Genomic DNA, 13,544 nt, shown 5'->3' with positions numbered 1-13,544 from the left:
CGAGCTCGGGCGCCCGCTGGCCGCGGGCGCCTTCGGCGAGAACCTCACGACGGCGGGCCTGGACGTCACCCACGCGGTGGTCGGGGAGCGATGGCGGGTGGGGCGGGAGCTCGTGCTCGAGGTGACGTCGCCACGGGTGCCGTGCCGGACGTTCGCCGCCTGGCTCGGCGAGCGCGGCTGGATGCGGGCCTTCACCGCAGCGGCGCGGCCGGGGGCGTACCTGCGGGTGCTCGAGCCGGGGCCGGTGGCGGCGGGCGACGAGATGGCCGTGGAGCACCGACCAGGGCACGGGGTCACCGTGGCGGTGGTGTTCCGGGCCCTGCTGCTCGAGGCGGAGCTGCTTCCTCGGCTGCTCGAGGCCCCGCAGCTGCCGGCCCGGACGCGGGACCTGGTGCTCCGTCGGCTCGCCGCGCCGCCGGCGCCGGTCGCGATGGGGCGCGGGTCGGCGACGCTCGAGCAGTGAGCTCAGGCCGGAGGGCGGCCGGCCTCGTCGCAGGCCCGCAGCGCGGCTGCGATCGTGGTGTGCGGCGGGAGCACCCGCCCGAGGCCCGTCGTGCGCAGCATCCGGCTCACGTCCCGGGTGGGCCGGGCGAGGTGCAGCTGGCCCCTGCGCTCGCGCAGGCGCTGCCGCGCGTCCACCAGGGTGCGGCACCCGGCGGAGTCCACGAACGGCACGGCCGCGAGGTCCAGGACGAGCACGTGGTGCCGCTTGGCGATCTGGTCGAGCACGAACATCCGCAACTGCACGGCGGAGCGGGAGTCGAGCTCGCCGGCCAGCCTGACGACGGTCGCGCCGCCCGTGCGGCGCGCCGACATGGTCAAGGTCACGCGGGACCCCCCTCGCAGCGCTTCGCGCCCATCTGCGACGTCTTGCGCACCTTTGCGCTGCCGCGCGGCAGCTTAACCGCCGGGGCCGGCTCCCGCCCTCCGGCAGCCGCGCCCGCCCGGGGGGCTGCTGTCGTCCGGCTGCCGGCGTCCCTGCGCGGCGGCGGGGGAATCAGTCGTGGTGGTTCGCGACGCCGCGCTTGCAGTAGCCCGTCGCCCGCATCCACTCCTTGCGCGCGCCCGCTCGGCCAGCAGGTGGTCGCGCACCGCGCGGACCGTCCCCGCCTCCGCCGCCACGAAGGCGAAGAAGTCACCCGCGGGCAGGTCGAGCGCGCGGACGGCGTCGAGCAGCGGGCTGCCCACGCCGAGCGCTGCCGCGGTGCGGTGAGCCCAGGTCACGGGAACGGCCGGCCCGGCGGGCGGCTGCTGCTCGTCGTGTGGCCCGTCGACCTCGACGACGGCCACGACCCGCTCCTGCGGCGCGGCCTCCTCGATCCGGCAGCCGATCGCCGGCAGCGCGCTCGCGTCGCCCACCAGCAGCTGCCAGTCGAAACCGGGCCCCACCAGCAGCGAGCCACGCGGACCGCCCGGCCCCCCCTCCGGCCGCCAGGTTGGGCAAGCCTTACCTCGAGCTACGTGCTCGGGCCGGAGGGCGGGCGGACGACGCCGGGCAGCGTTACTTCGCGGAGTCCTTGGCGGTCTGCGCCTGCGCCACGACGTCGACGACGGCCACGACGCCGGGCGAGGCCTGCTGGCCGGTGGACTGGTTCGCCGCGGTCGGCGGCACCTGGAGGAGCACCCGGCTGCCGGCCGGGACGCCGACCAGGGCGTCGAACGGGCCGGGCTGCCCCTCGACCGCGACCGGGATGGCCTGCGGGGTGCTCTCCCACGTCGAGCCCAGGGCGCTGCCCTTGGCGTCGACCGCGACGTACTGGCCGATGACCTGGCCGGACGCCACCGCCGGGCCGGTGCCCTCGGCGAGGACCGTCGTCGCGGCCTTCGCGGGGGCCTTGTAGGTCTTCGCCACGGTGACCTTGGGCGCTGCGCCGGGAGCGCCGCTCACGGTGATGCCGGCCGGCGGGGCGTCCTTCTGCGCGGCGTCGGCCTGCGCGCCGGAGGACTTGCCGTACGAGCCGACGACGTCGACGACGAACACCAGCGTGTCGGTGCCCTTGATGCCGGCCTGCTCGTTGCCGTTCGCGCCGTAGCCCTTGTCCGGCGGCAGGCTCATGAGGACCCGGCTGCCGGCCTTGACGCCCACGAGCGTCTCGTCCCAGCCGCTGACGACCTGGCCGACACCGATCGGGAACGCCGCGACCTGGCCGCGGTCGTAGGAGTTGTCGAAGACCTCGCCGCCCCAGACCTGGCCGAGGTAGTCGGCGACGAGCAGGTCCCCGGACTGCACCTCCGGGCCGTCGCCCTCGTCGAGGATCTCCTTCTGCAGCGCCTTGGGGGCGTCACCCTCGAAGGAGATGGTGGGCTTCTCGCCGTACGCCCCGCTGACGGAGGGCAGCTCGCCGCTGCCGACTGCGGCGGCCGACGACGTGGAGGACGCGTCGGGCGTCTCCTCGCCGTCGTCCCCGCAGCCGGCGAGCACGAGGGAAGCGGACAGGGCGAGCACGGGCAGCACTGCCAGACGGCGCACAACAACCTCAAGATCGTCGACTACGGGGGCGCGGCGTCGCATCCGGGCCGGACACGTGGGACGAGGGGCCGCCAGACCACTCTATGCGCCGAACCTGGGCGACTCCGAAGAAACCGCAGTCGCCCGGTTCTGCCCCACCCCGTGACGAGCTGGTGACGTTTGCGGAACAGTGGCGAAACGTGCAGCGACGACGGTTCGGGGCAGGGGCTGCCGGCGGCTCGGGGGTGCCGCCGGCCTCGTGTCCTCGACACGCTCCCCGCGCTGCCCCGGCCGACACGAAAGGCGAAGACGTTGGCAATCGTTCCGCCCACGGACGCGGAGCTCGACACCCTGATCAAGGCGCGGCTGGCCCTGATCGGGATCGACCTCTCGCAACTGCACCCGACCCAGACCGACCCGGTGACCGGCTCCCCGTCGCAGGCGTCGATCCTCTCCTCGCTGCGCAGCTTCCTGCGCAACAGCGTGCCGCCCATCTCCAACTGGCTGCCCGCCTCCGGCGTCAGCGGGGCGGACTCCAACCGCGTGGTCCAGCAGGCCGCGCCGCCCGCGGAGTACCCCTCGATCGTGAAGGCCTGGACCGGACAGGTGACCGACTGATGCGCAACGAGACCGAGCCCGGCCGCCTGGACAAGGGCCTCGCCCGCCGAACGTTCCTCGCCCGCTCCCTGGCCGTGACCGCCGCGGCGTCGGCCGGCCAGCTGGCGTGGGGCCCGACCGCGGCCGAGGCCGCCACCGCGGTGAAGTACCGCACCCCGAAGATGGCCCCGCTGGCGACGTTCCGCGCCGACGCCTGGGTCGCCCCGCGGCCCGAGGCCCAAGCGGACCCGACCGAGCTCACCATCGCCGAGGCGGCGTACCAGATCAAGAACGGCAAGCTCACGCCCGTCGGCCTGGTCGAGGCCTACCTCGCCCGGATCAACGCGTTCGAGTCGGTCTACAAGGCCTTCAACACCGTGCGCACCGCGGACGTGCTGTCCGAGGCGCGGGCGCTCACGGCGGGGGCGAGCGCCACGTCGCCGCTCTACGGCATCCCGCTGGCCATCAAGGACAACTACTTCACCAAGGGCACGTTGACCACCGTCAACTCCTACATCTTCGCCGACTTCGTGCCGCCGTTCGACGCGACGGCCGTGGCCCGGCTCAAGCTCGCCGGCGGCCTGGTCCTCGGCAAGATGCAGATGGGGCCCCTGGCCACCACCCGTGCGACCACGCCCAACGGCACGGTCACCACGGTCAACGCGTGGACGCCGAACGACCCCTCGTACGACCCGGCGGGCTCGTCGACGGGCTCGGCCACCGCCACCGCCGGCCGGCTGGCCACGTCCTCGATCGGCACCCAGACCGGTGGCTCGATCATCGGCCCGGCCCAGCAGCAGGGCCTCACCGGCCTCAAGCCGACCATGGGCCGGATCTCGCTCTACGGCATCGTCCCGCTGACCTACACGCGCGACCACCCCGGGCCGCTGGCCCGGGACGCCAGGGACGCGGCGATCATGCTCACCGCGATGGCCGGCGAGGACCCCCACGACTTCCGCTCCCAGGGCCTGCCCGACCCGCCCGACTACATCCGGGCCGCGACCCCGGTGGTCACCGGCGGCAAGCCCGCGATCCGCTCCCGCACGAAGATCGGCGTCATCCCGAACTACGTCAGCGGGGCGGACGCGGCGCTGCGGGGCCAGTTCCTGGACACCCTCAGCTCCATCCACAAGGTCGACCTGGTCGAGGTCCCGCTGCCTGCGGAATGGAGCCTGCTGACGGACACGTTCAACGCGGTCCGGCTGCCCGAGCGGTCCGAGCCGTTCAAGCAGTTCCTCAAGCAGGACCTCAAGCAGTTCGGCGTCTCGCTGGGCAGCTGGATGCAGGGGCTGTTCCTGTCCGGCGACGAGTGGATCACCGGGCAGCGCGCGAAGTACGAGCTGCTCGAGCGCGTCATGGACACGTTCTTCGAGCGGTGCGACGTCGTGCTCCAGACCAGCGTGGTGCCGTTCGACATCCTCGGGCTGCCGGAGATCACGTTCCCGATCGGCTTCGTCAACCGCAACGGCCTGCCCACGCCGCGCGGCTGCATCCTCGGCGGCAGCCCCTACGCCGAGGACCGGCTGCTCGAGGTGGCCGCGGCGTACCAGCAGGTGACCGACTTCCACCTGCGCCGGCCGGCGAACCCGGTCGCGTCCTCGGCGGCCCGCCGCGCCGCCGTGGCCACGCCGCTGCGCCTCACCCCGGAGCAGGCCACCGCGCTCAGCGAGTGACCGCCTGCTGAGGCCGAGGCCCCGTCCCCGCCGGTGTGGGGGCGGGGCCTTCGTCGTTCGGCTGCCCGGGGGGGTCGGTGGCGCGCGCCGGCGGGAGCTGGTGGCGGCCGGGGCTTGCGGGGCGGCGGGGCTTGCGGGGCGGCGGGGCTTGCGGGGCTTGCGGGGCGGGCGGGGCTGGCCCCGGCGGGCGGGGCTTGCCTGGTCGGCGGGCAGGGCTGCGTCCGCGGCAGGCCGCCGCCCGCGCCGTGGACCGGGGTGCCGCCGGGACCTGGTCGGGTCGGGTGAATGCGGCATCGCGCCAGGCCCGTCGCAGGGGGAGGCGGTGTCGCGCCGGACCCGTGCCGGGTTGCTGCGGCATCGCGGCAGGCCCGGGCTGCCTGAATGCGGCATCGCGGCCCTAGGTTCGACTGGATGTGACATTCACCCCGACGGGCACGGGGGCGCGGGCGGGTGGGACGGGCGCGACCGGGGCGCGACGGGCGCCGGCGGGGTGGGGGTCCGCGCAGGGGCCGCGCGCGAGCCGCGCCTCAGCCCTGGTGTACGGCCGCGGCGCCGACCCCCTGCCGCCACCCCGGCCAGGCGGGCAGCGCCCGCACCGGCCCGAGGGCGGGGTCGACGTCGAGCGCGGCCAGGTCGTCCCACCCGAGCGCGACGGCGTACACGACGGCGTCGAACGCCCGGCTGGGCTCGCCCGCCAGCGCCCAGGCCCGCGCGGTGGCGTGGGCGAGCGCCGGGGCGGGCGTCCCGGCGAGCGCGGCCTGCCCGGCACGGGCGCCCGCCGCGGGGACGCCGCTGCGCGCGGCGACGGTGACCGCCCAGGCCAGGACGTCTGCCGGCACGCCGCCCTCCGCCCCGAGCCGCCCGACCCCGTCCCAGTCGCGCCGGGTGACGGCCAGGACGACCAGGGCGGACCGGGCCAGCGGGTCGGGCCGGGTGCCGGCGGCGCGCTCGAGGCGCTCGGCGGCCGGCTGGCCGCCGCCCTCCGCCACCTGCACGAGCGCGGCGGCCACCGGGTCGACCCGCCCCTCGCCCACAGCTGCGCGCGCCTCGTCGAGCCGGCCGGCGACGACGGCGCGCAGCACGTCGTACGACCGGGACTGCTGAGCCTGCGGGTTGCGCCCGCTCGCCACGAGAGTGATCAGGTTGGTCGCGGCCAGGAAGCCGAAGACGGCCGCCGACCAGGTGGCGTCCCGGTTCCAGAAGAACCACGCCGCCGCACCGGCGATGACGACCGACAGCGCCGCCGCCACCCGCGTGCGGGCCTCCTCGCGGCCGGGCAGCACGGAGACGAGGACGTGGCCCCCGTCGAACGGCAGGACCGGGAGCAGGTTGAGCACGGCCCAGCCGATGGTGACGACGAGCAGCGCGTTGATCACCGAGCTCGTCGTCGTGCCGGGCTCGAGATCCGCGCCGAACCGGAGCGCCAGGAGGGGCAGCCCGAGCACCAAGCCGGTCAGCGGACCCGCGACAGCGATCCAGATGCGCTGCAGCCGGCTGTCCGGGGCGGGCGCGAACGTCGTCAGGCCGCCGAACGCGAGCAGCTCGATGCGGACGTCGCGGGCGCCGGCCGCACGGGCCGCGACGGCGTGCCCCAGCTCGTGCACGGCGATCGCGGCGACGCCACCGACCACGAAGGCGATCAGGGCGGCCGCGCCGGCGCCCTGACCCAGCGCGAACAGCACGACGAAGATCCAGGGGCTGACGCGGAGGGGGAAGCCGAAGACGCTCATCGCCTCCATGGTGCCTGCTGGACGGCCGGGCCGAGGCCGACGGCGCTCACCCGGCCCCGCTGCGGTGCCGGGAGCGCCGTCGTGCCGGGCCTCAGGTGGTGGGCTCGACCCCCGCGGCCTCGGCCGCGTCCTTGGGCAGGTCCATCGTCACGCGCGGCGGCAGCGGGTCGGCCGGCTTGTCCTGCTGCTCCATGCGGGCGCGCAGCATCTCGCGCTTGTCCTCGAACCGGCTCGCGCTCTTGTCGGTCTTGGCCATGAGCGCCGCGAGCTCCTCGCGGGCGGCCTCGCCGTCGGCGTCCAGCCCCTCGATGTCCCAGATCTTCCAGGCCCGCAGCACGGGGTTGAGGACGTCGTCGTGGTGGATGCGCAGGTCGTAGATCCCGGCGAGCGCGATCTGCATGGCCTTGCGGCCGAAGTTCTCGATCGTCGACCCTGGCATCTCGAAGCCGCGCACGACCTCGGTCACGGCCCGCATGGTCTGGCTGGGCGCGATCTTGAAGGCCGCCTCGAGAAGGTTGCGGTAGAAGACCATGTGCAGGTTCTCGTCCGTGGAGATGCGGGCGAGCAGCTGGTCGCAGAGCGGGTCCTGCGTGAACCTGCCGGTGTTGCGGTGCGAGATGCGCGTCGCGAGCTCCTGGAAGGAGACGTACGCGACCGAGCGGAGCAGGTCCTCCTCCTGCGCGGTCTCGTAGCCGCCACTCATGTGCTGCATGCGCAGCCGCTCGAGCTCGATCGGGTCGACGGCGCGGGTCGCCAGCAGGTAGTCGCGCAGCGCGATGCCGTGCCGGCCCTCCTCGGCGGTCCACCGGTGCACCCAGGTGCCCCAGGCGCCGTCACGGCCGAAGACGTTGGCGATCTCGTAGTGGTAGCTCGGCAGGTTGTCCTCGGTGAGCAGGTTGACCACGAGCGAGGTCTGGCCGACCTCGGAGATCCGCGACTGCGACGGGTCCCACGCCTCGCCGCCGAGGACGCCGTCGAAGTCGCGGCCCTCGCTCCACGGGATGTACTCGTGGGGGAACCACTCCTTGGCGACCTTCAGGTGGCGCTCGAGGTTCTCCTCGACGACGGGCTCGAGCTCGTGCAGCAGCTCCAGCTGGGTCGGGCGGCGAGCGGACATCGCACCTCCAGGTCGGTCTTCCTACGCCTACGTTACCGTAGGTTCGTCGGGCAGCGACAGGACCACGGTCACGTCGTCCACGCCCCGGGACGGGAACTTCCCGCTACGCGTCGGCGTACGCGCGCTAGCCCTGACCGAGGCGGGCCGGGAAGCCGCCGGTTGCGATCGGGCCCCACCGCTCGATGGTCACCCGCAGCAACGACTTGCCCTGGCGTCGCATCGCCTCCCGGTACTCGTCCCAGTCCGGGTGCTCGCCGGCCAGCGCGCGGTAGTAGTCGACGAGCGCGTCGAGGGCCTCCGGCATGTGCAGCACCTCGGCCTGCCCGTCGACCTGGACCCACGGCCCGTTCCAGTCGTCGGACAGGACGCAGATCGACACCCGCGGGTCGCGCTCGGCGTTGCGGGTCTTGGCCCGCTCCGGATAGGTCGAGACGACCAGCCGGCCCTCGGCGTCCACCCCGCAGGCAACCGGGGAGACCTGCGGCCGCCCGTCCCGGCGCAGCGTGATCACCAACCCCTTGCGCCGTGGGCGGAGGAACTCGAGCAACTGCTCCCGGTCGACTGTCGTGTTCGTCGCGATCGCCACGTCCCGGAGGGTACGCGGGGGCCGCCCCGGCCCGCGTGCGCCGCCCGCGCCCCCGGCCGCGCACGCCCGGCACATCCCGGCGCACGGCGCCAGGTCACATCGGGGGCACGCCGGCAGGTCGCGCCGGCAGGTCGCGCCGGCGGGTCACACCGTCAGCACCACCGCCACCGCCCCGGCGAGAAGAACGGCCAGCGACAGCACCACGCGCCCGGCCCACATCCAGCAGCGGGTCCGCCCCGCGTCCCGAGCGCGCAGCTCCCGCAGCTCGATCCACGGCCCGGCCGCACCGCGGTGGTACCACCCGACCGCCTCGACGTCGCGCCCCACGAACTCGTCGGCCTGGAGCAGGCCGAACAACGTGCGGGCGAAGGGCAGCGGCTGCACCCACAGCAGGGGAACCAGCCCGGAGCCGTCGCGGAGCGTGAGGTCCGGGGAGAACACCGCCCCGGAGTCCACCCGCCCGACGACCGATCCACGGACCCGAACGAGGATTCCGGAGACCGGGCTCGCGTCCAGCCGGTCCAGGAGGGCGCGTACGCCGCTCACCCGCTCGGGGGCGCCCAGCGGCGCCATCACCACGGCGCGAAGGGCGAGGATCACGCCCGCCACGAGCAGGAGGCAGGCGGCGAGCCGATCGGCGTCCGTGCCGGCCAGCCGCAGCACGACGACGGCGGCCACGAGCGCGAACCAGCCGCCGAGCCGCAGCAGCGCCTCGCCGGCGAACCGGCGGCGGGCCCGCGACAGCTCCGGGCCGCTGCAGCTCGCGGTGACGTCCGCGGCACGCCAGGCCTTCGGCGCTCCCGGAAGCCCGCTGCGCTCGAGGGCGGCGATCCGGGAGACCACGGTCGGATGGGTGCTGAGCTTCTCCTCCGCGACCGACCAGGGATTGCACGCGTCCCAGCGCAGCGCCTGCATCACCTCGGCCTGGCTCAGGCTCGTCTCCACCGCACCGGCCAGGGCGCCCGCGCCCCGGTCCTGCGCGATGCCGAGCGTGCCCGCGACGCGCATCCTGCGTCCGCGCGCCTCGAGCTTGCGCGCGATCCGTTTCTGCTCGTGCTCCACGAGCTCCTTCACCCGGGCGGCGCGTGCCTCACGCTCCTCCCCGATCCCGTAGACCACCTTGACCAGCGCGGAGCAGAGCGCGTCTCCGTTGCCGGTCCGGGCGCAGGACGCGTGGTCCGCCCCGACCTCGCGGGCACGGCCGAGCGCGAGCACGGCCAGCTGGGCGACCAGGTAGCCGACCCACGCGACGAGGGCTGCGGCCAGCGCCTCGGGGCGCCCGTTGGTGCGGGTGCCCAGGTAGGCGTAGTAGAGGACCATCGGGACGACCGAGGCGGCGGTCATGACGGCGAAGTCGTAGTTGCGGATGTGTGCGACCTCGTGGGCCACGACGGCTTCGAGCTCCTCCTCGTCCAGCCGCTCGAGCAGCCCGCGGGTGACCCAGATGCGGGCGTCCCGTCGGGTGCGCCCGAACGTGAAGGCGTTCGGAGTGCCGTCGTCCACGATGCCGAGCCGCACGAGCGGGACGTCGGCCACCCTGCAGGCGTCGGCGACGATACGCCCGATCGGCTGGTCGGTCGCGTAGCCGCCGTCCCGCGGGTCGAGCACGTGAGCGGGCACCAACAGCTGCAGGAACCACGGGGCCAGGAGGTACTGCAGCCCCACGATCACCAGTGCCGCGACGACCGGCACGATCACGGGAATGTCCGTCATCGCCACGAGGGCCCCGCCGGCCAGGACGAACAACGACCCGAGAATCCCCAGTGACAGCAACGATCTGCGCCAGACGAACGTCGGCATGCCTCCCCCCTTCGACACGCTCCCCCGAGCGACCCGCCGGCGATCTACCCACGCCCCGGAGACTCGACGCCGCTCTCCGTTGCTTGTGCGCAGCGTGACGTGGGCACACGCGGGGTGACACGAGGCGGGCTCGTTCCGGGCGTACGCCGCCCGGCTCTCCCGTACGTCCACGTCAGGCTCTGGGCCATGGCCTCGAAGAGGTCCACGAAGGCGTCGGCCAGAGCCGGGACCGGGGTGCTGAAGGCGAGCAGGAGCAGGTCGGCGCTCTGCGGGACCGGGATGAAGACGTCCAGGTGCGTGGTGCACGACTGGGGCAGTGTCGACGCGTCCAGGGGAGCCCTCCCTCCGTCGAGGACGCTCTCCGGCAGCACGTGCATCTCGACCCGACGGCCGGCGACCCCGAGGCCGCGGCCGCGGCCGACACGCAGCGGACGGGTCGTGCCACCCGACTGCACGATGACCCTTTCCACGAGTTCCAGGGAGTTCCCGGTGATGCCCGTGGCGCCCGGAAGGCGTTGCACGACCAGGGAGGCCGCGAGCGGGATGCCCTGCTCCACCCCGAGCGAGAGGTACAGGTCGCTGGCCCCGCTGTGGGCGGCGCGCTCGACGATGCCGGCCAGCTCGCGACGCAGGCCGCCGCGCAGGAGCGCAGCCGCTTCCTTCGGGGACCTGCGCACCTGGTGCCGGATCAGCGCGGCGACCGAGGCGTGCCTGCCGCTGCCGAGCGGGACGTGCCACCACGCAGGAGGCAGGACGATGTCGTAGCCGGTGGGGCGCCGCGAGGCCGGGCTCGTCACCGGGCCACCGCCTGGCGTGCAGTCCCCGTCCCGGTGGCCGTCCGCACGGTGCGCCAGGCGTCCCTCCACGGTGCCGGTGACGTGGCCCAGCCCTGACGGGCGCGGTCGTAGCCCTCCGTCGCCACCCCGGACGCCGCGCTGCCACCCGACGCCAGGGCGGCGCGGCGCACCCGCTCGTAGGCCTTGCTCAGCTCGGGGGTCTGGTACTTCGTGCGCATCCAGGAGGCCGAGGCGACCCGCTGTGCGGTCACCCGGTCGAACGTCCAGAGCCGACGCCCCAGCCCGGGGCGACCCGCCGGGAGACCGATGGCGGCCGCCGCGATGTCCCCGGCAGCCCGGACGCGCGTGTCCACGTCATCGAGGATCTGCTGCGCGCGCACGTGGGATGCCTTGCCGGGGTCGGTGCGCGCGATGACCAGCCGCGCTCGGCGCACCCGCTCGGCGTTGACCACCCGGACGCTGCTCTCGGCGCGGGCACGGCCGACGCTGCGCGCAGCCGTCACCGATGCGTTCCACCCCTGGACGAAGGCACGGCCGGCAGCGACGGCCAGCCCCGCGGTCGCGACGTTGAGGGCCCCCAGGACCACGGACAGCCCGTCGCCCTCGCCCATCAGCCACAACAGGGCGTCGATCCCGAGGCCGGCGGCGGCGAGGGCCAGGAGGGCGGAGGCGGGGACGGTGACCATGAAGATGATCGCCACAGCAGCGAGCGCCAGACCGGAGATCGCCACGACCTCCGACGCGATCTTCATCCACGCCACGACGGTGGGATGAGCGCCCGCGAACCGGGCCAGCCACGAGTCCTTCAGGCCGTCGGCCTGCATCGCCCGCTCGATCGCCTCCGCCGCCCGCCGGGCCGCGAGGTCCCGCTGTGCCACCGCGGCGTCCAGGGCGCGCCGCGCGGCCGCGAGGTCCGGGACGACCTGCTGTCCCGGCGGGGCGACGGCACCGGCCGCGGCCGCGTCCGCCGCGAGATCCTGGGCCGTGCGCAGGGCGCGCAAGGACTCCTCCTGCGCCGAGTCGAGCTCGCGGGACCACACCCGCAGCTCGCTCGCCGCCGTCTCGTAGCGGCCGCGCACCGTGTCCAGGTCCCGTGAGAGATCCTCCGCGGCCGAGCGGAACTCGCCTGCCGCCTCCCCCTCCCAGCCGCTGGCGGCGGACGGGGCGGCGATCGTGCGCAGCCGCTGTGCCTGCGTCGCGAGCTCGTTCGCCATGGCTGCGAAGCGGGCGGCGGCGGCCTGGACCGCGAGCGGGTCGCCCGGCACGGGGTCGACAGCCTCCAGCGGCTCCCAGTCCCGGGGCCGTGCCGTCACCTCGCACCCCCGCTGACGCTCCGCGCCAGCGCCTGATCACACGCCTCCAGCTTCCGCGCCGACTGCAGAGCCATCTGCTCGACGGCCTCGACCGAGCCGCAGAGCCGACGGCGGCGTACCTGCCAGTCGGACGCGAACCGGTCCATCGTCTCGGCCAGCCGCCCCGAGCCGAGCTCCCCGTGCAGGCCGGCGATGTCGTTCGCTGCCGACTCCAGGCGCAGCCGGATCGCCGTGAGCGACCGGGCGACCGCCCGCAGCTCGTCGGTGTCGACCTTCAGGCACTCGCTCACGCTTCCCCCTCCGACAGGCGAGGAGGCAGACGCTAGGCCGGGAGCGCGAGAGCCCGCTGCGGTCGTCCACAGCGGGCCTTGCCTGAAGAGCGCTTCGTCAGAGCTGGACGGCCCGCCCCTCGGCGGACGCGGCACGGGCGGCCTCGAGCACCCGCAGGGTCGTCACGGCCTCCGCGGGGTCGACCGGGACCGGGCCCTCGCCGCGCAACGCCTTGGCCAGCAGCGCGTAGAACGCCTGGTACGCCCCCGCCGCGCTGGGCACCGGGCTCGTCGCGCCGTCGACACCGAGCTGCCCCCAGGCCGACTCCGGCTCCACCCCCCAGCCGTCGGTGTCGGGACGGCCGCCGGCCTTCAGCGCGTCCTCCTGCGGGTCCATGCCGTGCTTCACGTACGCCCCCTCGCCGCCGAGCACCCGGAACCGCGGGCCGAGCTGCCCGGTGAGCGCCCCCGCCCACAGGTGGGACCGGACACCGGACGCGTGGGTCAGGGCGACGAACACGTCGTCGTCCACGACCACCGACGCACGTCGCACGTCCACCTCGGCGTACACCGACGTCGCCGGGCCGAACAGGTGCAGCGCCTGGTCGACGAGGTGGCTGCCGAGGTCGAAGAGCAGGCCGCCGGCCTCGTCGGGCGAGCCGCTCTCGCGCCAGCCGGCCTTCGGCTGCGGGCGCCACCGCTCGAAGCGCGACTCGAACCGGTGCACCCGGCCGAGGGCCCCGTCCGCGAGCAGCCGGCGCACCGTCAGCAGGTCGGCGTCCCAGCGCCGGTTCTGGAAGACCGTGAGCAGGACGCCGCGCTCGGCCGCGAGGTCGACGACCTGCTGCCCCGCTGCCGCGGTCACCGCGAGCGGCTTGTCCACCACGACCGGCAGCCCGGCCTCGATGGCCGCGGTCGCGAGGGGGGCGTGCGACTTGTTCGGCGTGGCGACGACGACGGCGTCGTACGCGGCGGGGTCGGCCCACACCTCGTCAGCCGACGCGAGGACGCGTACACCGGGGACGTCCGCACGTGCCTGCTCCGCCCGCTCGGGGTTGGAGGTGACGACGGCGGTCACCCGGAGCCCGGGGACCGACTCGATGACGGGAGCGTGGAAGGTCGAGCCGGCCAGGCCGTAGCCCAGCACGGCGACGCGCAGGTTGTCAGTCACCCGGCCATCCTGGCCCAGCGCGCGGTGGCGGGGCGACACGGG

General features: G+C 74.8%; 13 protein-coding genes and 1 pseudogene. 3 read left to right on the top strand and 11 right to left on the bottom strand.

Annotation, left to right across the window (positions count from 1 at the left end):
- Nucleotides 1–463: MOSC domain-containing protein (locus G9H72_RS19750; protein ID WP_166174363.1), on the top strand; the 463-nt coding region annotated here is incomplete at its 5' end.
- Between the two features lie 2 nt (nucleotides 464–465).
- Here G9H72_RS19750 and G9H72_RS19745 read toward each other — a convergent pair.
- The 3 genes from G9H72_RS19745 to G9H72_RS19735 form a co-directional block, all read right to left on the bottom strand.
- A complete protein-coding gene (locus tag G9H72_RS19745) occupies nucleotides 466–828 on the bottom strand; it encodes an STAS domain-containing protein (RefSeq protein ID WP_166174361.1) in 363 nt (120 codons plus the stop codon).
- 72 nt (nucleotides 829–900) lie between these two features.
- Nucleotides 901–1,389 carry a siderophore-interacting protein gene (locus tag G9H72_RS19740; RefSeq protein ID WP_166174359.1) on the bottom strand — a complete coding sequence of 163 codons (489 nt, stop codon included), beginning with the start codon at nucleotides 1,387–1,389 and terminating at the stop codon, nucleotides 901–903.
- 112 nt (nucleotides 1,390–1,501) lie between these two features.
- The gene (locus G9H72_RS19735; RefSeq protein ID WP_166174357.1) at nucleotides 1,502–2,470 is read right to left on the bottom strand and encodes an FKBP-type peptidyl-prolyl cis-trans isomerase; all 969 of its coding nucleotides are present in this window, start codon (nucleotides 2,468–2,470) and stop codon (nucleotides 1,502–1,504) included.
- Nucleotides 2,471–2,761: 291 nt separating this feature from the next.
- On the opposite strand from G9H72_RS19735, the gene G9H72_RS19730 reads away from it, so the two are divergent.
- Nucleotides 2,762–3,067, top strand: coding sequence for a hypothetical protein (locus tag G9H72_RS19730; RefSeq protein ID WP_166174355.1), 306 nt, complete (start codon nucleotides 2,762–2,764; stop codon nucleotides 3,065–3,067).
- A complete protein-coding gene (locus tag G9H72_RS19725) occupies nucleotides 3,067–4,719 on the top strand; it encodes an amidase (RefSeq protein ID WP_166174353.1) in 1,653 nt (550 codons plus the stop codon). The genes G9H72_RS19730 and G9H72_RS19725 overlap by 1 nt, the downstream gene beginning before the upstream one ends.
- 527 nt (nucleotides 4,720–5,246) lie before the next feature.
- On the opposite strand, the gene G9H72_RS19720 is transcribed toward G9H72_RS19725, so the two are convergent.
- The 8 genes and pseudogenes from G9H72_RS19720 to G9H72_RS19685 form a co-directional block, all read right to left on the bottom strand.
- Nucleotides 5,247–6,449: a metalloprotease gene (locus G9H72_RS19720; protein WP_166174351.1), complete on the bottom strand. Its 1,203-nt coding sequence runs from the start codon at nucleotides 6,447–6,449 to the stop codon at nucleotides 5,247–5,249.
- Nucleotides 6,450–6,642: 193 nt separating this feature from the next.
- Nucleotides 6,643–7,566: pseudogene (locus G9H72_RS19715) on the bottom strand (acyl-ACP desaturase); the annotation flags it as partial.
- A gap of 124 nt (nucleotides 7,567–7,690) precedes the next feature.
- Nucleotides 7,691–8,152, bottom strand: coding sequence for a PPOX class F420-dependent oxidoreductase (locus G9H72_RS19710; RefSeq protein WP_331272440.1), 462 nt, complete (start codon nucleotides 8,150–8,152; stop codon nucleotides 7,691–7,693).
- Between the two features lie 144 nt (nucleotides 8,153–8,296).
- On the bottom strand, nucleotides 8,297–9,952 hold the full coding sequence (locus tag G9H72_RS19705) for a M48 family metalloprotease (protein WP_231127553.1): 1,656 nt from the start codon (nucleotides 9,950–9,952) through the stop codon (nucleotides 8,297–8,299).
- A gap of 44 nt (nucleotides 9,953–9,996) precedes the next feature.
- On the bottom strand, nucleotides 9,997–10,749 hold the full coding sequence (locus G9H72_RS19700) for a hypothetical protein (protein WP_166174345.1): 753 nt from the start codon (nucleotides 10,747–10,749) through the stop codon (nucleotides 9,997–9,999).
- On the bottom strand, nucleotides 10,746–12,062 hold the full coding sequence (locus tag G9H72_RS19695) for a WXG100 family type VII secretion target (RefSeq protein ID WP_166174343.1): 1,317 nt from the start codon (nucleotides 12,060–12,062) through the stop codon (nucleotides 10,746–10,748). The genes G9H72_RS19700 and G9H72_RS19695 overlap by 4 nt, the downstream gene beginning before the upstream one ends.
- The gene (locus G9H72_RS19690) at nucleotides 12,059–12,352 is read right to left on the bottom strand and encodes a hypothetical protein (protein ID WP_166174341.1); all 294 of its coding nucleotides are present in this window, start codon (nucleotides 12,350–12,352) and stop codon (nucleotides 12,059–12,061) included. Before G9H72_RS19690 ends, G9H72_RS19695 begins: the two co-directional genes overlap by 4 nt.
- 97 nt (nucleotides 12,353–12,449) lie before the next feature.
- On the bottom strand, nucleotides 12,450–13,502 hold the full coding sequence (locus tag G9H72_RS19685; RefSeq protein ID WP_166174339.1) for a Gfo/Idh/MocA family oxidoreductase: 1,053 nt from the start codon (nucleotides 13,500–13,502) through the stop codon (nucleotides 12,450–12,452).
- Between the last annotated feature and the right edge of the window lie 42 nt (nucleotides 13,503–13,544).

The sequence above is a fragment of the Motilibacter aurantiacus genome, assembly GCF_011250645.1.
GTDB lineage: Bacteria > Actinomycetota > Actinomycetes > Motilibacterales > Motilibacteraceae > Motilibacter_A > Motilibacter_A aurantiacus.
Note: the sequence above shows the minus strand (reverse complement) of the source record. Positions and strands in the feature narration are given on the sequence as shown.

Excerpts from the sequence above, each read along its gene's own strand:
- G9H72_RS19725 (WP_166174353.1), top strand. The coding sequence starts at position 3,067 with ATGCGCAACGAGACCGAGCCCGGCCGCCTGGACAAGGGCCTCGCCCGC.
- G9H72_RS19720 (WP_166174351.1), bottom strand. The coding sequence starts at position 6,449 with ATGAGCGTCTTCGGCTTCCCCCTCCGCGTCAGCCCCTGGATCTTCGTC.
- G9H72_RS19705 (WP_231127553.1), bottom strand. The coding sequence starts at position 9,952 with ATGCCGACGTTCGTCTGGCGCAGATCGTTGCTGTCACTGGGGATTCTC.